This is a genomic window from Arthrobacter sp. D1-29 (assembly GCF_054130585.1).
In genome coordinates this window covers 3,400,417-3,421,531 of record NZ_CP096383.1, presented here as the reverse complement: position 1 = coordinate 3,421,531, position 21,115 = coordinate 3,400,417, and the positions used below count along the sequence as shown (strand labels likewise).

20 protein-coding genes are annotated in these 21,115 nt (G+C 63.8%); 18 read left to right on the top strand and 2 right to left on the bottom strand.

Annotation, left to right across the window (positions count from 1 at the left end; translation table 11 throughout):
- Window positions 1-3: 3 nt before the first annotated feature.
- Window positions 4-471, bottom strand: coding sequence for an FMN-binding protein (locus tag M1E17_RS15405; protein ID WP_457962850.1), 468 nt, complete (start codon window positions 469-471; stop codon window positions 4-6).
- A gap of 191 nt (window positions 472-662) precedes the next feature.
- On the opposite strand from M1E17_RS15405, the gene argS reads away from it, so the two are divergent.
- From argS to M1E17_RS15355, 10 genes are all read left to right on the top strand, one after another.
- The gene (gene argS / locus M1E17_RS15400) at window positions 663-2,312 is read left to right on the top strand and encodes an arginine--tRNA ligase (RefSeq protein WP_457962849.1); all 1,650 of its coding nucleotides are present in this window, start codon (window positions 663-665) and stop codon (window positions 2,310-2,312) included.
- Window positions 2,313-2,317: 5 nt separating this feature from the next.
- Window positions 2,318-3,784 carry a diaminopimelate decarboxylase gene (gene lysA, locus M1E17_RS15395; RefSeq protein ID WP_457962848.1) on the top strand — a complete coding sequence of 489 codons (1,467 nt, stop codon included), beginning with the start codon at window positions 2,318-2,320 and terminating at the stop codon, window positions 3,782-3,784.
- Window positions 3,785-5,113 (top strand): homoserine dehydrogenase, encoded by a 1,329-nt coding sequence (locus tag M1E17_RS15390; RefSeq protein ID WP_457962847.1) that lies wholly within the window; start codon window positions 3,785-3,787, stop codon window positions 5,111-5,113. It abuts the gene before it with no gap.
- The gene (gene thrC / locus M1E17_RS15385) at window positions 5,114-6,220 is read left to right on the top strand and encodes a threonine synthase (RefSeq protein WP_267275566.1); all 1,107 of its coding nucleotides are present in this window, start codon (window positions 5,114-5,116) and stop codon (window positions 6,218-6,220) included.
- Window position 6,221: 1 nt separating this feature from the next.
- Entirely contained in the window at window positions 6,222-7,196 is a 975-nt protein-coding gene (gene thrB, locus M1E17_RS15380) for a homoserine kinase (RefSeq protein ID WP_457962846.1), read from the top strand.
- Window positions 7,197-7,489: 293 nt separating this feature from the next.
- Complete coding sequence (gene rho, locus M1E17_RS15375; RefSeq protein ID WP_457962845.1) at window positions 7,490-9,724, top strand: transcription termination factor Rho; 2,235 nt, start codon at window positions 7,490-7,492, stop codon at window positions 9,722-9,724.
- A 201-nt stretch (window positions 9,725-9,925) separates the two neighbouring features.
- A complete protein-coding gene (gene prfA / locus M1E17_RS15370; RefSeq protein WP_457962844.1) occupies window positions 9,926-10,999 on the top strand; it encodes a peptide chain release factor 1 in 1,074 nt (357 codons plus the stop codon).
- 12 nt (window positions 11,000-11,011) lie between these two features.
- A complete protein-coding gene (gene prmC, locus M1E17_RS15365) occupies window positions 11,012-11,881 on the top strand; it encodes a peptide chain release factor N(5)-glutamine methyltransferase (RefSeq protein ID WP_457962843.1) in 870 nt (289 codons plus the stop codon).
- 15 nt (window positions 11,882-11,896) lie between these two features.
- On the top strand, window positions 11,897-12,808 hold the full coding sequence (locus tag M1E17_RS15360; RefSeq protein ID WP_457962842.1) for an L-threonylcarbamoyladenylate synthase: 912 nt from the start codon (window positions 11,897-11,899) through the stop codon (window positions 12,806-12,808).
- On the top strand, window positions 12,805-13,563 hold the full coding sequence (locus M1E17_RS15355; RefSeq protein ID WP_457962841.1) for a WecB/TagA/CpsF family glycosyltransferase: 759 nt from the start codon (window positions 12,805-12,807) through the stop codon (window positions 13,561-13,563). Before M1E17_RS15360 ends, M1E17_RS15355 begins: the two co-directional genes overlap by 4 nt.
- On the opposite strand, the gene M1E17_RS15350 is transcribed toward M1E17_RS15355, so the two are convergent.
- Window positions 13,560-14,456, bottom strand: a complete 897-nt coding sequence (locus M1E17_RS15350; protein WP_457962840.1) for a glycosyltransferase — start codon at window positions 14,454-14,456, stop codon at window positions 13,560-13,562. The genes M1E17_RS15355 and M1E17_RS15350 overlap by 4 nt on opposite strands.
- A gap of 305 nt (window positions 14,457-14,761) precedes the next feature.
- Between M1E17_RS15350 and M1E17_RS15345 the strand changes: the two genes are divergently transcribed.
- From M1E17_RS15345 to atpA, 8 genes are all read left to right on the top strand, one after another.
- Window positions 14,762-15,874: an MraY family glycosyltransferase gene (locus M1E17_RS15345; RefSeq protein WP_457962839.1), complete on the top strand. Its 1,113-nt coding sequence runs from the start codon at window positions 14,762-14,764 to the stop codon at window positions 15,872-15,874.
- A 95-nt stretch (window positions 15,875-15,969) separates the two neighbouring features.
- Entirely contained in the window at window positions 15,970-16,452 is a 483-nt protein-coding gene (locus tag M1E17_RS15340) for a hypothetical protein (protein ID WP_457962838.1), read from the top strand.
- Entirely contained in the window at window positions 16,445-16,774 is a 330-nt protein-coding gene (locus M1E17_RS15335; RefSeq protein ID WP_457962837.1) for an AtpZ/AtpI family protein, read from the top strand. Before M1E17_RS15340 ends, M1E17_RS15335 begins: the two co-directional genes overlap by 8 nt.
- Window positions 16,775-16,865: 91 nt before the next feature.
- A complete protein-coding gene (gene atpB, locus M1E17_RS15330; RefSeq protein ID WP_457962836.1) occupies window positions 16,866-17,666 on the top strand; it encodes a F0F1 ATP synthase subunit A in 801 nt (266 codons plus the stop codon).
- An 80-nt stretch (window positions 17,667-17,746) separates the two neighbouring features.
- A complete protein-coding gene (gene atpE, locus M1E17_RS15325) occupies window positions 17,747-17,950 on the top strand; it encodes an ATP synthase F0 subunit C (RefSeq protein ID WP_009356484.1) in 204 nt (67 codons plus the stop codon).
- Between the two features lie 51 nt (window positions 17,951-18,001).
- Complete coding sequence (locus tag M1E17_RS15320) at window positions 18,002-18,553, top strand: F0F1 ATP synthase subunit B (RefSeq protein ID WP_457962835.1); 552 nt, start codon at window positions 18,002-18,004, stop codon at window positions 18,551-18,553.
- Window positions 18,553-19,380, top strand: coding sequence for a F0F1 ATP synthase subunit delta (locus M1E17_RS15315; protein ID WP_457962834.1), 828 nt, complete (start codon window positions 18,553-18,555; stop codon window positions 19,378-19,380). The genes M1E17_RS15320 and M1E17_RS15315 overlap by 1 nt, the downstream gene beginning before the upstream one ends.
- An 86-nt stretch (window positions 19,381-19,466) precedes the next feature.
- Window positions 19,467-21,104 carry a F0F1 ATP synthase subunit alpha gene (gene atpA / locus M1E17_RS15310; RefSeq protein WP_267275552.1) on the top strand — a complete coding sequence of 546 codons (1,638 nt, stop codon included), beginning with the start codon at window positions 19,467-19,469 and terminating at the stop codon, window positions 21,102-21,104.
- Window positions 21,105-21,115 lie beyond the last annotated feature (11 nt).

Here is a 21,115-nt window from a genome sequence, read left to right as displayed (position 1 = left end):
TGCCTACTTGGCCTCCGACTTGATCTTTTCCACCGCGTCGTTAAAGCCGCCGCTGGTTAGCGATGACCCGGCCACCTTGGAGACCTTGAGTTCGTCAATGCTCTTGCCGACCACCTGGGCCGCGATGCCGCCCGCGAACTCCCCTTGGAACTTTCGCGTGTTCGGATTGGACGGGTGCTGAGTGATCTCGACGGCGGTGACCTTGCCTGAGGCGAGTGTCAGTTCCACGCCAACTGTTTCGGTGCCGTTGGGCGAGACATAGTTCCCGTCGGCGCTGTACGTTCCGTCCTTGTAGCTGGAGCCGCTGGTGGCCAAGGAGGACGATGTCGCCGCGGGCGCGCTGCTGGACGTGCCGCCGGCGGAGGTTGCAGGCGTGTCCTGAGTGGCAGAGGGCGCGCAGCCGGCCACTGTTCCAATAAGGGATATGCCGGCGATCCCGGCGAAAACACTCTTGCGGACTGACGGTCTCATGTAGGGGCTCGTTTCGTTGGCGGGGGGTGCTTACGCTGATCACAACGTCGGATTCAGCGTAATGGTTCATTCTGTGTTCTTTGCCAGTAGTTCCTGTGAGAGAGCCCCACGCCGGCTGTATTCAGGAAGCCGCGCGCAATGCCCGGACATGCCAAATTCCTCCACGTGGCGGGCCCCGGTAGGCTAGAGGCGTGACTCCCGAAGAACTCTCCCTCGCCATCTCCACCTGCCTGAAGGAAGCCGTCGCCGCAGGCGAAATCGCCCTTTCTGCATCAGCCGTGCCTGCCGAGGTGCGAGTGGAGCGTCCAAAGAACCGGGAACACGGAGACTGGGCCACCAACATTGCCCTGCAGCTGGCCAAGCAGGCCGGGACCAATCCCCGGGAGTTCGCCACCATCCTTAGTGCCCGGCTGAAGACGATCGACGGCGTTTCGGCCGTGGATATTGCAGGGCCGGGATTCCTGAATATCACCGTTGACGCGGCGGCAGCAGGCGCTTTGGCCAAGGCCATCGTGGAAGCCGGACCTGCCTACGGAACCACTACCGTGCTGGCCGGCCACGTGGTCAACATGGAGTTCGTCTCGGCAAACCCCACCGGTCCGCTGCATATCGGCCATACCCGCTGGGCCGCCCTGGGCGACTCCATCGCCCGTGTGCTGCGCGCCTCTGGTGCCGAAGTCACGGCCGAGTACTACATCAACGACGCCGGTACGCAGATGAACGTTTTTGCCCAGTCGGTGTACTCACGGCTCCACGGACTGCCCGTTCCCGACGGCGGCTATCCCGGACAGTACATTGCCGACCTCGGCCACGAGGTGCTCACAGAACACCCGGATATCCGCGAACTCACCAAGGTGGCCGCGATTCCTGTCATTCGGGCCGCCGCCTACAAGGCACAGATGAAGGACATCAGGTCCACGCTCGCGGACTTCGGCGTCCACTTCGACGTCTACTTCTCGGAACAGGAACTGCACGACGCCGGGGCGATCGAAAGTGCCGTCGCCCGCCTCCGTGAACAGGGACATGTTTACGACGACGGCGGTGCCGTCTGGCTGCGCACCACCGACTTCGGGGACGACAAGGACCGGGTGATGATCCGGGCCAATGGCGAGCCAACGTACTTCGCTGCCGATGCTGCCTACTACCTGTCCAAGAAGGACCGGGGCTTCACCGAGAAGATCTACCTGCTGGGCGCAGATCACCACGGGTACATCAACCGGCTCAAGGCCATCGCAGCCTGTGCGGGCGATGACCCGGAGACAAACATCGAGGTGCTGATCGGCCAGCTGGTCTCCGTCAACGGAGCCAAACTGTCCAAGCGCGCCGGCAACATCATCGAGCTCAAGGACCTGATCGATTGGCTGGGCAAGGACGCCGTGCGGTATTCACTGGCCCGTTTCCCTGCCGACTCCCCGCTGACGCTGGATCCGGACCTCCTCAAGAAGCACAGCAACGAGAACCCCGTGTTCTACGTGCAGTACGCTCACGCGCGCTCACGGGGCACCGCCAGGAACGCCGTTGCCGCCGGCGTGGACCGCAGCGCCTTCGACGCGTCTGTGCTGGACCACGCCACGGAAAACGAGCTGCTCTCCTACCTGGGCAGCTACCCGTCAATTGTGGCCATGGCCGCTGAGCTGCGTGAGCCGCACCGCGTGGCCCGCCACCTTGAGATTATCGCCGGCGCCTACCACCGCTGGTATGACGCCTGCCGCGTGGCTCCCCTGGGCGACGAACCTGTCACCGACGTCAACCGCACCAGGCTGTGGCTCAACGATGCCACCAGCCAGGTGCTGGCCAATGGCCTTGACCTCCTTGGCGTCTCTGCGCCGGAACGGATGTGAACCCCGTGTCAGTAGAGGCCCGGAGCGAAGCCTCCCCCCTTGCCCCGGACTGGTTGGCGGTGCCGGCTGACCTGAACGCCCTCCAGGAACCCATGTGGGCGGGCAGCGTGAAGCGGAACAACGACGGCGTCCTGACGGTGGGAGGACGCGACGTCGCCGCCCTGAAGGAACAGTTCGGAACACCGCTTTTTGTGATGGACGAGGCCGACTTCCGTGCCCGGGCACGCGCGTTCAAAGACTCCTTCGACGCAGCTTTCCAGGACATTTGCGGGGGAGTGGACGTCTACTACGCCGGCAAGTCCTTCCTCTGTACCTCCGTGGTCAAGTGGGTTGAGGAAGAGGGTCTGCGCCTGGACACAGCTTCCGGCGGCGAACTGGCGGTAGCCGCGCGCGCCGGCATTCCCGGTGACCGCGTAGCGTTGCACGGTAACAACAAGTCCGACGCGGAGATCAACCGGGCGCTGGACATGGGCCTGGGCCGGATCGTGGTGGACAGCCTCGATGAACTCGTCCGCCTCGGCGCCATCGCCCAGCACCGCGGTGAGCAGGCCAAGGTCATGCTCCGCCTGACGCCTGGTGTCCATGCCCACACTCATGAATTCATCGCCACTGCCCATGAGGACCAGAAGTTCGGCCTGTCCATGGCCGGAGACTCCACCGACAAGGCAGGCCTGTCCGCAGCCGAGGAAGCCGTTGCAGCAGCCTCGGCGCATCCGGGCATTGAACTGCTGGGCCTGCACTGCCACATCGGGTCCCAGATCTTTGAGCCGGACGGCTTTGCGCTGGCAGCCGAGAAACTTCTGCGGTTCCTCGCCGCCATGCAAGAGAAATACTCCGTCCAGATGCCGGAACTGGACCTTGGCGGTGGCTACGGAATTGCCTACACACCCGTTGACACCCCCCGCCCCGCAGCTGACATCGCGACGGCGATGGCCGCCGTCGTACGTTCCACCTGTGCCGAACTGGGCATCACGGCACCCCGAATTTCCATCGAACCAGGCCGGGCCATCGTTGGCACCACCACCTTCACGCTGTACGAGGTGGGCACGCTAAAGACCGTCCGCGTCGACGCGCCCGCCGAGGCAGAAGGGCCCGAGAACGTTACGCATCCGCGTCGCTATGTGTCGGTGGACGGCGGCATGAGCGATAACGCCCGCCCGGTGCTCTATGACGCGGATTATTCGGCGATTCTTGCCTCCCGCACGTCCGCGGCGGCTCCGCAGCTGTCCCGCGTGGTGGGCAAACATTGCGAGAGCGGCGACATAGTTGTTAGAGATGTATATCTGCCCGAGGACGTGGCAGCCGGTGATCTGCTTGCTGTACCGGGTACCGGCGCCTACTGCTGGGCCCTGTCGAGTAACTACAACTATCTGGCCCGGCCGGGCGTTGTCGCGGTGCGCGACGGATCTGCCCGGCTGATTGTCCGCGGGGAAACCGAAGAAGATTTGCTCAACCGCGACATGGGAGTCTGAATGACGGAAATGCGAACCCTGAAAGTAGCCCTGCTGGGCTGTGGCAACGTTGGGGCCCAGGTTGCGCGGATTCTCATTGAGGACGCCGACGCCCTTGCCTCCAGGACCGGTGCAAGGCTGGAGCTCAGTGGCATTGCCGTCCGAAACGTCAATGCCCGCCGCGATGTTGACCTGCCGCAGGAACTGTTCACCACCGACGCCGACACCCTGGTCAAGGATGCCGACCTCGTGATCGAGCTGCTGGGCGGGATTGAACCTGCCCGCTCGCTGATCGTTTCGGCACTCCGCAACGGCGCCGGCGTGGTTACCGGCAACAAGGCGCTGCTGGCCCAGGATGGCCCCACCCTTTATGAAGAGGCCGACAAGGCAGGCGTCCAGCTTTCCTACGAAGCCGCCGTGGCCGGCGCCATCCCCATCCTGCGGCCCATCCGCGACAGCCTGGCGGGGGACCGGATCACCCGCGTCCTGGGCATCGTCAACGGCACCACCAACTTCATCCTGGACCAGATGGACACCACTGGCGCGCAGTTCGCCGACGCCCTGGCAGAAGCCCAGCGCCTCGGTTACGCGGAGGCGGACCCCACCGCCGACGTCGAGGGGCACGATGCCGCCGCCAAGGCAGCCATTCTCGCCTCGCTGTCCTTCCACACGCGTTTCGCCCTGGAGGATGTGCACTGTGAAGGCATCACCTCGGTGAGCGCGGCGGACATCGCCGCAGCCAAGGACGCCGGCTTTGTCATCAAACTGCTGGCAATCGCCGAAAAATTGACCCCCGCAGGCACGGAAACAGACGGCATCGAAGGCGTATCAGTAAGGGTGCACCCCACCCTGCTTCCGCGCGAACATCCGCTCGCCGCGGTGCACGGGGCCTTCAACGCGGTCTTTATCGAGGCTGAGAACGCCGGCGAACTGATGTTCTACGGCCAGGGCGCGGGAGGAACCCCGACGGCGTCTGCCGTCCTGGGTGACCTCGTCTCGGCAGCCCGCCGGATCGTGCTGGGCGGCCCCGGACGCACCGAGACCACTACCGGACACGTTCCGGCCCTAGGCATCCAGTCCTCCACCACCAGTTACTACATCGGGCTCGACGTGGCAGATCAGCCGGGCGTGCTGGCCCGCATCGCGCAGCTCTTTGCCGAGCACGGCGTCTCCATCGAAATCATGCGGCAGACCATCCACAAGGACGCAGCTTCCAACGTGGAATCGGCCGAATTGCGGATTGTCACGCACCGCGCATCCGAGGCTGCCCTCGCGGCCACCGTCGAGGCCGTGAAGGGCCTGGACGTTATCAATTCAGTTACATCCGTTCTGCGGGTAGAAGGAGTCTAAGTGGCTCACCAATGGCGCGGCGTTATCCGCGAATACGCTGACCGTCTGCCCGTGACGGAATCCACCCGGGTCATCAGCCTGGGCGAGGGCGGCACTCCGCTGGTCCACGCGCAGAAGCTCTCCGAACTGACAGGTTCCACCGTGTACCTGAAGGTCGAGGGGATGAACCCCACCGGCTCGTTCAAGGACCGCGGCATGACCATGGCCATGACGGCAGCAGTTGCGTCCGGCGCCCAGGCTGTGGTCTGTGCCTCCACCGGCAACACCTCCGCCTCCGCAGCCGCCTACGCCACGGCCGCGGGGCTGAAATGCGCAGTCCTGGTGCCCGAAGGCAAGATCTCCATGGGCAAGCTCAGCCAGGCGATCGCCCACGGCGCCACGCTGCTCCAGGTTGACGGCAACTTCGACAACTGCCTGGACATTGCCCGGAAGCTGGGGGAGTCCTACCCGGTTTTCCTGGTCAACTCCGTCAACCCGGCCCGCATCCAGGGCCAGAAGACAGGGGCCTTCGAGATCGTTGATGCCCTCGGTGACGCCCCGGACATCCATGTGCTCCCCGTCGGCAACGCCGGCAACATCACGGCGTACTGGAAGGGGTACAAGGAATACTCGGCCCCGTTCGAATCCGAGACCGCCGGGACCCTGCCTGCCGTGTCCACCAGGACGCCGCAGATGTGGGGCTTCCAGGCTGCCGGCGCGGCCCCCTTTGTAGCCGGCCACCCCATCACCGAACCTGACACCATCGCCACCGCCATCCGGATCGGCAATCCCGCCTCCTGGGACGGTGCGATCGAAGCCCGGGATGAGTCCGGCGGATTCATCGATGCCGTAACAGATGAGGAGATCCTGGACGCCCACCGCTGGCTCTCCGCCCGCGAAGGTGTCTTTGTGGAGCCCGGCTCCGCAGCCGGTGTCGCCGGCCTGCTCAAGAAGCACGCCGCAGGTGAGGTTCCTGCAGGCAAAACCATCGTCATCACGGTCACCGGCCACGGCCTCAAGGACCCCCAGTGGGCCCTGCGCACCGAAGACGGCAGTGACGTACAGCCCGTCAAGGTCTCCAACGACGTCGTGACGGTTGCGGCCGAATTGGGACTGGAAGAAAAATAGCGTGGACGCCACCTCGCAGACCACTGTTGGGCTGCCACTCATCGACGCCGGACAGCGGGTAACGGTCCGGGTCCCGGCCACCAGCGCGAACCTCGGACCGGGCTATGACAGCCTGGGACTGGCGCTGGCGCTTTATGACACCCTGACCGTGGAGAGCCTGGAGACGGACGAACTCGTCTTTGAGCTCAGCGGCGAGGGGGCGGATACGCTTCCGCGGGATTCCAGCCATCTGGTGATCAAAGCCATGGAGGCCGCTTTCGCGCGTCTCGGTTACCGCCACGGCGGCTTGAAGGTCACGGCGGAAAACGTGAACCCGCACGGCCGCGGGTTGGGATCCTCGGCATGTGCCGTGGTGGCCGCCGTGTCCGCCGCCAATGCTTTGGTCCCGGTGCAAAGCGGGCGCGACCGGGATTGGGTCCTCCAACTCACCAGTGAGCTGGAAGGACACCCGGACAACGTAGCACCGGCTATTTTCGGCGGACTGGCGCTGTCCTGGCAGGACAGTGACCGGTACAGCAGTACCTGTGCAACCGTGGCCGAGTCCGTGGTTCCCATAGTTGCCGTGCCTGACTACGAGCTTTCCACCGAGGCGGCGAGGGCCCTGCTGCCTGCCTCAGTGGCTCATCACGCAGCAGCCATGAACTCAGGCCGCGCCGCGCTGCTGATCCACGCGCTGACGCAAAAACCGGAATTCCTCCACCCCGGAACTGAGGACTACCTCCACCAGAGCTACCGCGCCGCAGCCATGCGGCCCAGCGCAGCACTCATCACGGCCCTCCGCGCAACAGGGCGGGCGGCCGTTGTTTCCGGCGCCGGACCCACGGTGCTGGTACTGGCCAACGGCGGGGCCGAAGCCTCCGACGTGGTCAGGTTCATCGAAGAGTTCACCCAAGCCAACACGCCTGACATTGCCTGGCGCGTGATGAAGCTGGCAGTGGACGTCGAAGGTGCTAAGGTGGACTTGCACCGGCGGTAATTCCGCCTATCTGATCTTCTATTGCACTTAGTTGCTGTTTGGTCTCCTACTGCGCAATATTTTCCGGTGCCGCCTGCTTGGTCTGTCGCAGGAACCCGCAGCCTCATTGTCTGCCCTGAACGTCAGCCCGCCGTTCCGTTAGTGCGGAACAGAAGGTGAATCAGTATCCGGCCCTGCTGGCCGAAATCCAACCGGCAAGGCCGAAATCCCGGCTGCAGATCTGAACTGCAGCCCAGATCAAATCATCGCGTCCAGCTCCCAGTCTGGACGCCGTCGAGGGGGAAGGATCCTTCGTGACCGAAACCACTGAGCTGTCTTCAGCTGTGGAACTATCATCTTCTGCTGCCGGATCATCAACGGCCGCGCCCGCAAAGAGCAGCGGCCTTGCCGGCCTGAAGCTCGCCCAACTGCAGGCACTTGCCAGCCAGTTGGGTATTTCCGGCGGATCCCGCATGCGCAAGGGGGACCTGGTCACGGCCATTTCCGCCCATCGCTCGGGCACGCCGGTCACCAAGGCCCAGGTCAAGGGCACAGAGAAGGCGAGCGAGACCAAGACCGCTCCCGCTGCGGCAGCACCGGTTGAGGCGCCCGCCGAAGCTACGGAGGCCCCGGCCGCCGAGGGAACCCGGGCACGTGGCCGCGGCCGCAGCCGCCGGGCCGGAAGCGACGGCGTCGTTGCCGCTCCCGCCTCAGAGTCTCCTGCCGCTGAAGCTCCCGCCGCATCGGTAGCTCCCGCCGCCGTCGAAACGCCTGCCGCCGAAGCAGGCGAGACAGCGGCCGAAGGCGCCGGCGAGCGTCGCCAGCCCCGCACCCGTAACCGCCGCCGTGGGGAAGCCGTTGCCGCTGCTCCGCTGGCTGCTGAAACCGTTGAAGCGGCTGCAGACCAGCCTGCTGCCGAGCAGCGCACGGCAGAGCGCACCGAGTCGCAGCCCGTCGAGTCCGGTGACGGCGCACGGGCGGACCGAAGCAGCCGCACCCGCGGTGCCAGGGACGGTGCCCGGGAAACTGCCCGCGACACCGCAGCCCGCGAAACCCCGGCACGGGACACCTCAGCCCGTGAGGCTGCCGACGGCGGCCGCGATAACGCAGGCAGCCGTGACGGCGGCCAGCGTGACGGCAATCGCCGGGAAGACACCCGGGAACTCGGCCGCGACAGCCGCGACAGCGACGATTCAGACGGCGGCAGCCGCCGGAACCGCCGGAACCGCCGCGACAGGAATGACCGCAGCGACCGTTCAGGCGGACAGGACAGCCGGGACAGCCGGGACAACAATTCCCGCAATGACCGTTTCCGTGACCGCAATGACCGCCGTCGCGGACGTGCCCAGGGCCCTGACGTCGACGACGTCGAGGTCACCGAGGACGACGTCCTGCTGCCGGTGGCGGGCATCCTTGACGTCCTGGAGAACTACGCGTTCATCCGTACGTCCGGCTACCTGCCCGGCCCGAACGACGTCTATGTGTCCCTGGCACAGGTCAAGAAGTACAACCTGCGTAAGGGCGATGCAGTGGTTGGCGCCATCCGCGCTCCCCGCGACGGCGAAGACCGCAGCCAGCAGTCGGCACGCCAGAAGTTCAACGCCCTGGTCCGCGTCACGTCAGTGAACGGCAAGACGTCCGAAGAGCTGAAGGACCGCGTCGAATTCGCCAAGCTGGTCCCGCTGTACCCGTCCGAGCGCCTGCGCCTCGAGACGGACCCCAAAAAGATCGGTCCGCGTGTCATCGACCTCGTGGCGCCCATCGGCAAGGGCCAGCGTGGCCTGATCGTCTCCCCGCCCAAGGCTGGCAAGACGCTCATCCTGCAGTCCATCGCGAACGCCATCACCACCAACAATCCTGAGGTCCACCTCATGATGGTGCTGGTTGACGAACGGCCCGAAGAAGTCACGGACATGCAGCGCACCGTCAAGGGTGAGGTCATTGCCTCCACCTTCGACCGTCCCGCCGATGACCACACCACCGTTGCTGAACTCTCCATCGAACGCGCCAAGCGCCTCGTAGAGATGGGCATGGACGTGGTGGTCCTGCTGGACTCCATGACCCGCCTGGGCCGCGCCTACAACCTGGCAGCACCGGCCTCCGGCCGCATCCTGTCCGGTGGTGTCGATTCCGCAGCGCTGTACCCACCGAAGCGCTTCTTCGGTGCAGCCCGCAACATCGAAAACGGCGGCTCGCTCACCATCCTGGCCACCGCGCTCGTGGAGACCGGTTCCAAGATGGACGAGGTCATCTTCGAAGAGTTCAAGGGCACCGGCAACATGGAGCTCCGCCTCTCCCGCCAGCTGGCAGACAAGCGCATCTTCCCGGCCGTGGACGTCAACGCGTCCGGCACCCGCCGCGAAGAGAACCTGCTTTCCCCCGAGGAAGTCAAGATCATGTGGAAGCTGCGCCGCGTCCTCTCCGGGCTCGAGACCCAGCAGAGCCTTGAGCTGCTGACCAACAAGATCCGGGAGACCCAAAGCAACGTCGAGTTCCTGATGCAGGTCCAGAAGACGACGCTTGGTGCAAAGTCCGATAACGACAAATAGCTGAGCTCACCGCTCAAAATATGCCGGCCCCGCCCCTCCGCCGGGTGGCTTGCGATCTACGATCGAAAGCCATCCGGCTCCGGCAGGCCCGAAGCCACTCCCCGGCCGGCATATTTTGAGCGGTTCGTCGTTAAGTCACCAGCCGCGGTCCCGTTTTGTTGTTTTCACTAGACTTGAGAGAGTCGAAAGAGGTTTTGAAAAATGTTTGAGTCCGTACAGGGCCTGCTTGATGAGCATGATGCTATCCAGGCGCAGCTGGGGGATCCTGCTGTTTATGCTGACCAGCGGCTTGCCCGGAAGCTGGGGCGGCGTTCCGCTCAGTTGAACGGCATTGTGGAGGCTTACAACAAGTGGCATGCCATTGAGGATGACCTTGCCGCGGCGAAGGAGATGGCGGCGGAGGATCCTGAGTTTGCTGCCGAGGTGCCGGTGCTGGAGGCTGCCCTGGAGGAGGCTGCGGCCAAGCTGCGGCGCTTGCTCATTCCGCGCGATCCTGATGATGCCCGCAACGTGATCCTGGAGGTCAAGGGTGGCGAGGGCGGCGACGAGGCTGCACTGTTCGCCGGCGACCTGCTGCGGATGTACACCCGGTACGCGGAATCGCGCGGCTGGAAGACTGAGCTCATCTCGGCCACCGAATCCGATCTTGGCGGGTACAAGGACGTCCAGATGGCCGTCAAAGGCAACTCCAACGATCCGGCCGAGGGCGTCTATGCCCGGCTGAAGTTCGAGGGTGGAGTGCACCGCGTCCAGCGTGTTCCCGTGACTGAGTCGCAGGGCCGGATCCATACCTCAGCTGCGGGCGTGCTGGTCCTGCCCGAGGTTGACGAGCCGGAAGAGCTCGAAATCAACCAGAACGATCTCAAAATCGATGTCTACCGGTCTTCAGGCCCCGGTGGCCAGTCCGTGAATACCACTGACTCGGCTGTCCGCATCACGCACCTTCCCACCGGGATTGTGGTGGCCATGCAGAACGAAAAGTCGCAGCTGCAGAACCGCGAAGCCGGCATGCGCGTCCTGCGTGCCCGCATCCTGGCGCACCAGCAGGAGCAGATCGACGCAGAGAACTCGGCCCAGCGGAAGTCCCAGATCCGCACCATGGACCGTTCCGAACGCATCCGCACCTACAACTACCCGGAAAACCGGATTGCCGACCACCGCACCGGTTACAAGGCGTACAACCTGGATCAGGTCATGAACGGGGACCTGGAACCGGTGATTCAGTCAGCCATCGAGATGGACGAACAGGCACGCCTGGACGCCATCGGGGAATAACTGCGGGATCAGATGACCACCAGCTCCGGGCAGTCCCTCGCCGCTGCCGTCAGCGAAGCAACGGCCGTACTCCAGGACGCCGGCGTTCCCAGTCCCCGAGTGGACGCGGAATTGCTGGCGGACCATCTGCTGGGTGTCGGACTGGGACGGTTGCGGGCCATGATGCTCGGTGACGCACCCGCGCCTGAAGGCTACGCCGAGCTTGTTGCCGAGCGGGCGCGACGGATTCCGCTGCAGCACATCACGGGAGTGGCCCATTTCAGGTACTTGGAGCTCGCCGTCGGACCCGGCGTGTTTATCCCGCGTCCCGAAACCGAATCGGTGGTGCAGCTGGTGATTGACCACGTCAAGGACATGCCACACCCGAGGATTGTTGATCTGGGAACGGGTTCCGGCGCGATTGCCGGTTCCATTGCCCACGAGATCCCCGGCGCTGATGTCCACGCCGTGGAGTACAGCGCCTTCGCCCACGCCTGGGCAGCCAGGAACCTGGCGCCCCTGGGCGTCAAACTAGTCCTGGGGGATCTGCGGAACGCGCTGCCCGACCACAACGGAACCTTCGACGTCGTGGTGTCCAACCCGCCGTACATCCCCGCCGAAGCCGTCCCGAACGAACCGGAAGTGGCACTGCACGATCCCCCGGAAGCGCTTTACGGCGGGGGAGCGGACGGCATGGAACTTCCGACGGCGGCAGCGGCCTCCGCAGCGCGGTTGCTGGTTCCGGGCGGCTACTTTGTGATGGAGCACGCCGAAGTGCAGGCGGCCTGGGTGGCCGCCCTGATGAAGCGGGCCGGCGTCTGGGCCGGGATTACAACGCATCTGGATCTCAACGGCAAGGAACGCGCCACCAGCGCCACACTGGCCGGTCCGCCTCCTGAGTGATGAAAGAATAGGCCAGTGACCATAACCTACGACTGCACGTCCGATGATCAGCGCGCCCTGGGACTGGAGCATGCCCAGCGTGCCATCAGCGAAAAAAAGTGCGTGGTATTGCCCACCGACACGGTATACGGGATCGCCGCGGACGCCTTCTCACCGCACGCAGTCACCATGCTGCTGGTCTCCAAGGGCCGCAGCCGGACCATGCCTCCGCCCGTCCTGATTCCTCGCCTTAACGCGCTGGACGGCCTGGCGACAGATGTTTCGGCGGACGCCCGCAAGCTGGCCGAGGCTTTCTGGCCCGGCGGACTCACCCTGATCCTGCATGCCCAGCCGTCACTGGACTGGGACCTGGGGGAGACCAAAGGAACCGTCGCCCTGAGGATGCCAGCAGACGAGGTTGCCCAGGAACTCCTCACGCTCACCGGGCCCCTGGCCGTATCGTCGGCTAACCGTACCGGCCAGGCCCCGGCGCAGACGGCCGCCGAGGCACGTGCCCAGCTCGCCGACTCCGTGGAGGTCTATCTCGAGGGCGGTGTCCGCCCGCTCAACACTGCTGAAGCCTTGCCTTCCACCATCGTGGACGCCACGGGCCCCCTCCTGCGTGTAGTGCGCAATGGCGCCGTGACGCTGGCGCAGTTGCGGGAACACGTGCCGGGGGTCCTGGGCCTGGGAGAAGTTCCGATGGCCGAGGAACCTGCAGCGGAAGAAGCCACGGAAGTCGAGGCGGCACCTGCAGCGGAAGAGGCCCCGGCGGCACCCGCAGCGGAAGAAGCCACGGCGGCACCTGAGGCAAAGCCCGTAGCTGACAAAGCCCAGGGAGTTCCTGCAGACGCAGCCCCTGCAGACGCAGCGGGACCGGAGCAGGCCACAACCCAGCCTGCTGCGGCGGAGCGCGCCGCCGGACCGCGGGAATCCGACGCCGGATGACGCTCGCTCGGCAGCAGATTCCTGTCCTGGGCATAGACGCCACACCACTGAAGGTAGCCGAACTCATGGCTGTCCTTGAGGGTTTTGTGGCCGACGGGACCACCAGGACCGTCCTGGGACACAACCTGCACAGCGTTACGCTCACTCATTCCGACGCGGCATTCCGTGCACTGTACGAGGACAGCGACGTCGTACTTCTCGACGGCGCACCCGTCCTGTGGTTGTGGAGCAGGTCCCGCACGGCCTCAGGGGCCGTGATGGATTATCGCCTGGGCTCCACCGACTGGATCCCTGCCCTTGGCCAGGTTGCCGGTCTTGAGCGGATCGCAGTCATCGGGGCAGGACCTGAAGCAAACGCCAAGGCAGTCCTGCGGCTCGAGGGTATTGTGCCGTCGGCCACGGTGGTGGGTATGCCGGGCGAAGGCTGGAATGACAGCGCCGAAGAAGCCGCAGCCGCGTGGCTCGAGGAGCAGCGTCCCCAGCTTGTCCTGCTCGGATTGGGCATGCCGCTGCAGGAGTCCGTGCTACAGCGCCGGATTGGTTCACTGCCGCCGGCGATCTATTGCACCGTTGGCGGAGCCATCGAACAACTGGCGGGAATCCAGAAGCTCGCACCCCGATGGCTGGGCAGGCTCGGCCTGGAGTGGGCATGGCGGCTCATCCTGCACCCCCGGCGGGTTGCCTACCGGGTTTTCGGTGAGCCGTGGGTCCTGCTCTGGCTCCTGGCCCGCCGCCGCCTCCGGCGCAACCCCTAGAACTTCTGGTCCTCCAGGGGAGCGAAGCCCTTGGCCCGCAAACCGGTGCTGAACGACCTGGCCCAGTCCAGGAACCCGGGCAGGTCCCGGCGCTGGGCAAAATATCCAACATAACCGCCGACGTCGGCCACTAACGATTTGACGCGGAAGTAGCGCCTGATCAGGTAACCGCGATTGCGGTAGTAGTAGTACCGCTTGAAGGCCGACTCCGGCACAATCACATGCCAGCCGGCGCCGTAGACGTGCTTGGTTTCGGTGAAGGCATGCGGATGAGTGATGGCAGTGGTGGTGACAGTGCCAAAGCGGATGCCCGCCTTCCGCAGGCGGATGGTGAAGTCCACTTCGTCGCCGCGGATGAAGAGGCGCATGTCCGGCAGGCCCACTTTGAAAAAGACGTCAGAGCGGATCAGTGCGCCGTTGAAGAAGTGGCCGTCATCCGGCAGGAAGCCAAGCTTTTCCACCTCTGCCCGGTCGTGGGTGACCTTGCCGTCCAGGCGGAAGAAAAAGGACAGCCGGTCCGGATGGCCCGGCGCCGTCACCAGCGGGACCACCGCCTCAAGGTCGCGTGCCTCGGCCTCGCGCAACAGCGTGGCGAGGCATTCGGCGTCCGCCGGCTCGGCGTCGTCGTCCATCATCCAGATCCATTTCGCACCGCTGGCAACGGCCTTGAGGGCGGCGAGGGCAAAACCTCCGGCGCCGCCGAGGTTGGCCTCAGAGCGGACGTAATCGACGTTGGAATGTTTGGCGGCCACGTCCCGGGCCGGTTCGGTGCCGCTGTCAATGAGGCAAATGGTGTCCACCGTGGCGGACTGGGCGTTGATGGCGTCCAACAGGACAGCCAGCTCTTTGTGACGGTTAAATGTCACGGCGGCGACAGCAACCCGAACGGGCATGGGATTCCTTTCAGCATGGCCTTCAGGGTGTTCCCCGCTCGCAATGCGCCAGTGTGGCGCGAAGCCATGGAGCCGTTGGCGCTAGTATCTTGACTAGAGTCCACTGTAATACAGCCCTGTAAGGCACTGCGTACAAGCAAAACGTGCTGCCTGCTGCGCGCCCGGCGACGGAGAAGTTTCATTTATCGAAAGTCAGAGACCCGGCCAGTGAGCCCATCAATCGAGGAGCACCTGCCCGGGCAGCAGCCTGGGCCTGGGCTCTTTCCCGGGCCTGCAGGGCACACCGACGAAACGGCCGCCATCGCATGATTATGTACCTGCTCATGGGCTTGACGGCTGCCGTCGTGTCCTATTCGATGACCTGGCTTGCCCGGGTGATCGGCAACAGGCTCGAACTGCACCTGCCCATCCGCAGCCGGGATATGCATTCCACCCCGGTATCACGGCTCGGCGGGGTGGCGATCTTCCTGGGGGTGATGGTTGCGCTCATTGTGGCAAGCCAGTCCTTTTTTGTGAAGGACATTTACCGGAACAACTTTTCCCCGTGGGGAATCCTCGCCGGAGCCGCGCTGATCGTGCTGGTGGGCGTAGCCGATGACCTGCTGGACATCCGTTGGTGGGTAAAGCTCATCGGACAAAGTGCCGCAGCCCTGGTGGTGGCCATCTGGGGAGTCCAGATGACCATTGTCCCCTGGGTACCGGAACCGATCACTTTGGACAATGAGATGCTCCGGGTGGTGCTGACTGCCGGGCTGATCGTCACCACCATGAACGCCTTCAACTTCATCGATGGGCTGGACGGGCTGGCTGCCGGTGTGGCCATCATCGGCGGCACAGCATTCTTTTTCACCGCCTACTGGGTGCACCGAAACGCCGTACTCCTGGACTATTCGGACCTGGCGACGCTGATCACCGCTGTTTTGGTGGGCAGCTGCATCGGATTCCTGCCGCACAACTGGTTCCCGTCCAAGATCTTCATGGGTGATTCCGGGGCCATGCTGATCGGCCTGCTGATGTCCGCGGCCGGTATCGTCTCCACCGGCCAGATCACTTCGGGCCTGTATGACCGCGCCAACGGCATTTCCACCGTCATTCCCATCCTCCTGCCGTTCGCCGTGCTCTTCCTGCCGCTGCTTGACTTGGGCCTGGCCGTAATTCGCCGCACAGCCCGCGGCCGGTCACCATGGTCTGCGGACCGCGGCCATCTCCACCACAAGCTGCTGGACATCGGCTATTCGCACCGGACCGTGGTGATCCTGATGTACCTCTGGACCGCCATCCTGTCTTTCGGAGGACTGGCTTTTGCAGTGTTCCCCTGGCAGATCGTGCTCTCCGCTGACCTCTTCGCCACGCTGGTCATGGGCCTGATCACCGCGTGGCCCTACCTCAGCCGCCGGAACGACCAGGCACCGGCGTAACAGCGTTCGGAATTATTTCTATCTCGTGTAGAATTCAGGGGCAGCCAAACGCTGCCTTCACTCAGCTCTGCCAAGCCACCGACGATCGGGATCCCATGACCTCCAACGCCGAGTCCGGACATGCGTCCGGCTCCGGACCCGTTGGCGTTTCAGGTTCCACCGCGTCGCTGTGGCTGGGGCTCCTGCGGCTCAGTTCGCTGGCAGCCGCGGCCGGCTTGGCCCTGTGCTCCGTAGCCGCCGCGCTTCTGGACGGCGTCAACGGCGCCTTCTCGGTTGCTTTGGGCGGACTGCTGGTTATGGCATTCTTCGGAATCAGCCTCCTGGTAGGCCATTTCGTGGGGCGCAGCAACCCCTCGGGTGCCATTGGGGTGTTCGTTGCGACGTACTTCATCAAGGTGGTCGGGTTCGCCGTTGTCCTGTTCCTTATCGGGGCTCCGGAATGGCTGCATGGCCGTTGGTTCCTGATCGGTGCCGTCGTCGCAGTGCTGCTGTGGCAGGCCGCGGAGCTTTACGGCTTCAGCAAGGCACGGCTGCAGATCTATAACGACCCCGAAACCAAGGAACCGCGAGATGTCTGACCGGAAGCGAGTGGGAGGCAGCGGCGCCTCCAAGCACCAGGTAACCGGTTCCGCACCTGGTGTTTCGGCTGAGAATAACGACGGCGGATACAACGCCGGAATAGCCGTCTTTAGCTACATAATTGGCGGAATCATCGTCTGGAGTTTGATAGGGTGGGGTCTGGATTATCTGTGGGGAACGCGCTGGTTCGTGCTCGCAGGCGCTCTGCTTGGAGCCGTCGGAGGTTTTTACCTTTCCCACATGCATGGCCTCACCAGTACTCGAAAAAATGCGGGGGATCGCCCTGCTGCCAGCGGGCCGTCCAAGGACGGCAAACACTAATGCCAAATAATTTCACAAGGGGAACAGCAGGCCTAATGGCTGCCGGTCCCTGCCCAACGCCCAATGATGGACACTGCAGAGAGGAAACGCGTTGATCGCGCTTGCGCTCCCGGCCCAAGATTCAGGAGAGTTTACTCCTCCTGGAATTAACGAAATGCATTTGCCGGCAATCCTGCCGTGGGGTGCCGCAGAGGGATTCTCCAAGCAGATGCTGCTTGTCCTGCTCTCTGTTGCCTTTATCGCCGTCTTCTTCGTGCTTGCCGCACGCAAGCAGCAGCTGGTACCAGGCAAGCTCCAGTTCGCCGGCGAGGCCGCCTACGGCTTCGTCCGCAACGGAATCGCCAAGGACATCATCGGCGGCAGGGACTTCATGAAGTATGTCCCGCTGCTGTTCAGCCTGTTCTTCTTCATCCTGGTGAACAACATCTACGGGGCCATCCCGTTCTTTCAGCTCCCCACGTTCTCACACGTCGGCGGCGCCTATGTCCTGGCGGGCATCGTTTACTTCACCTGGATCGCCATCGGCATCAAGAAGAACGGCCTGCGCTACTTCAAGCTGGCCACGGTGCCCTCCGGCGTTCCCTGGTACATCCTTCCGATCGTTATCCCGATCGAGATTATCTCCAACTTCCTGGTCCGGCCCGTCACGCACAGCCTCCGTCTGTTCGCGACCATGCTCGCCGGGCACCTCATCGTGATGATCGCCGGCTACGGCATCGAGTTCCTCATCATGCAGGAGAACGTCCTGCTGAAGGGCACCTCCCTCCTGGTCCTTGGCGGCGCGATCGCCATGTACATGCTTGAAGCACTGATCATGGTCCTGCAGGCCTATGTATTCACCCTGCTGACCGCGATCTACATCGAAGGCGCACTTCACGCCGACAGCCACTAGGCTCCCAAAAAGCTTCCCCTCGCGGGGATGAAGCAACCCAAACAACCTGCCACATGGGTGGCATCTTGAAAGGAAGAAAAATGGAAGGCAATCTCAACCTCGTAGGTTACGGTCTGTCCGCAATCGGAGGTGGTATCGGTGTTGGTCTCGTGTTCGCCGCTTACATCAACGGTGTGGCACGCCAGCCGGAAGCCCAGCGCGTCCTGCAGCCGATCGCGTTCCTCGGCCTCGCGCTGACTGAAGCCCTCGCCATCCTCGGCCTGGTCTTCGCCTTCGTTCTCTAGTCTTCAGAACAAGCGAACATCCAGAACCGAGTAGATAAGGACGGGTGAATTATGAACCAGGTGATCATCTCAGCCGCCACAGAGGGCGAGACTAACCCACTGGTACCCAACGTCTGGGAAATGGGCGTTGTCCTCGTCGGCTTTGCTGTCCTCATGTTCATCGTGGTCAAGTTCGTTGTCCCGATGTTCGAGAAGACATTCGCAGAGCGCGCTGAGGCAATTGAGGGCGGCATCGCCAAGGCCGAGAAGGCCCAGGCGGAAGCTTCTGCAGCCCTCGAAGAATACAAGCAGCAGCTCACGGACGCCCGTGCAGAGGCCAACCGCATCCGCGAGGAAGCCCGTGCCGAAGGCGCCCAGATCCTCGCCGATCTGAAGGAAAAGGCTGCCGCAGAGTCCGCGCGTATCACCGCGCAGGCGCACGTGCAGATCGAATCAGAGCGCCAGGCGGCAGTTGTCTCCCTGCGCTCCGAGGTCGGTTCACTTGCTACCACTCTTGCCGGCCGCATTGTGGGCGAAGCCCTCAATGACGACGACCGCGCAAGCCGTGTTGTTGACCGCTTCCTGGCAGATCTGGAGAGCCAGAACGCAGGTGCAGCTAAGTAATGGCAGGTGTATCGAGCGAATCGCTGACCAAGGCTCTGGCTGAATTGGAAGCCAAGCTTCCTACGGCTTCGCTGCAGTTGGCTAAGGAACTCTTCGGCATTCTGGGAACGGTGGACACGTCGGCTGGACTGCGGCGTGCGCTTACTGATCCCTCCCGTAACGGCGAAGAAAAGGCGGCGCTGGTCCGGCAGTTGTTTGGCGGAAAAGTTTCCGCCGATGCTGTTGAAATTGCGAGCGGACTGGCCGGCTCACGCTGGGCATCTGCACGCGATATCGGCGATGCACTCGAGACCCTTGCCGCTTCGGTGGTTATCGCCGTCGCTGAAAACAAGTCGGCCGTCTCAGCCTCTGGAATCAGCGGGCTGGAAGAGCTGGAGAACGATCTGTTCTCCTTCAACCAGGCCGTTGCCTCCAACCACGAGGTACAGCGTGCTCTGTCCGAGCCGCAAGCAAGCGCGGCAGCGAAGACAGCCTTGGCCGAAAAGCTTGTTCCAGGAGCAAGCGAGGAAGCAAAGGTCCTGATTGGCCAGGCAGTGTCCCAGCCCCGCGGCATCAAGCCCACCCGGCTTGTGGCGCGGTTTGCAGAGCTGGCAGCAAAGCGCCAGCTCCGCTGGATTGCAACGGTCAGCGTTACCCGTCCCTTGACGGAGACGCAGGCCAGCCGGCTCCAGGCCGGGCTGAACGCCCTTTACGGGCGTGAGCTGAAGGTCAACATCAACGTTGACCCGACGCTCATCGGCGGTATCCGGATCCAGGTGGGCGACGAAGTGGTTGACGCTTCCGTTGTTACCCGTCTGGGCCAGCTCCACCGTCAGCTCGCCGGCTAAACCGGACAAAGCACAACCTTAACTGATAGAAACCCCGGTCATCGTGAGCAACGATGATCACGAAAACAGGAGAGCAGGGACTGCAGATGGCCGAATTGACCATCAACGCCGACGACGTCCGTAATGCGCTGAACGAGTTCGCGGCGTCCTACGAACCCGGAAACGCAGAACGCGTAGAGGTCGGCCGCGTTACCACCGCAAGTGACGGCATCGCCCGTGTTGAGGGCCTTCCCTCGGTCATGGCGAACGAGCTGCTTCGCTTCGAAGACGGCACTCTGGGCCTGGCCCAGAACCTCGACGTCCGCGAGATCGGTGTCATTGTCCTCGGTGACTTCACCGGGATTGAAGAAGGCCAGGAAGTTCACCGCACGGGTCAGGTTCTGTCCGTACCCGTCGGCGACGCATTCCTCGGCCGCGTGGTGGACCCCCTCGGTGTCCCCATCGACGACCTCGGCGAAATCAAGGCTGAGACCACCCGCGCCCTGGAACTCCAGGCTCCGGGCGTCACCCAGCGCAAGTCTGTGCACGAACCGATGCAGACCGGCCTGAAGGCTATCGACGCCATGATCCCGATCGGCCGCGGCCAGCGCCAGCTGATCATTGGTGACCGCCAGACGGGCAAGTCGGCCATCGCCATTGACACGATCATCAACCAGAAGGCCAACTGGGCTTCCGGTGATGTGACCAAGCAGGTCCGCTGCATCTACGTCGCCATTGGCCAGAAGGCGTCGACGATCGCTGCCATCCGCCAGACCCTCGAGGACAACGGCGCACTGGAGTACACCACCATCGTGGCGTCCCCGGCTTCTGACCCCGCTGGCTTCAAGTACCTGGCACCGTATGCAGGTTCTGCCATCGGCCAGCACTGGATGTACGGCGGCAAGCACGTCCTGATCGTGTTTGATGACCTGTCCAAGCAGGCTGAGGCCTACCGTGCAGTATCGCTGCTGCTCCGCCGTCCGCCGGGACGCGAAGCCTACCCGGGCGACGTCTTCTACCTGCACTCCCGCCTCCTGGAGCGTTGTGCCAAGCTCTCCGACGAGCTGGGCGCCGGCTCGATGACCGGCCTGCCGCTCATCGAGACCAAGGCAAACGACGTCTCGGCCTACATTCCGACCAACGTCATCTCCATCACTGACGGCCAGATCTTCCTCCAGTCGGATCTCTTCAACGCCAACCAGCGCCCCGCTGTTGACGTGGGTGTCTCTGTGTCCCGCGTTGGCGGTGCCGCACAGGTCAAGTCCATGAAGAAGGTCTCCGGTACCTTGAAGCTGGACCTGGCCCAGTACCGCGACATGCAGGCATTCGCCATGTTCGCCTCGGATCTGGATGCTGCCTCACGCCAGCAGCTGACCCGTGGTGCACGCCTGATGGAACTGCTCAAGCAGGGACAGTACGCGCCGTTCCCGGTCGAGGACCAGGTTGTCTCGATTTGGGCCGGCACCAACGGTTACCTCGACGACGTTCCTGTAGAGGACATCAACCGCTTCGAGGCAGGCTTCCTGGAGCACCTCAAGCACCGGTCCTCCATCCTGACCACGCTCGCGCAGACCAACGTCCTCGACGATGACACCGCTGCCGCACTGAAGACCGCCATCGTGGACTTCAAGCAGGGCTTCTTCGGGGAGGGCGACAACCACCTCGTTGGCGCCGGCCACGAGGAGCACCAGGCCATCGATGAGGCCCAGGTCGACCAGGAAAAAATCGTCAGGCAGAAGCGCTAGTTTCGCTGGCA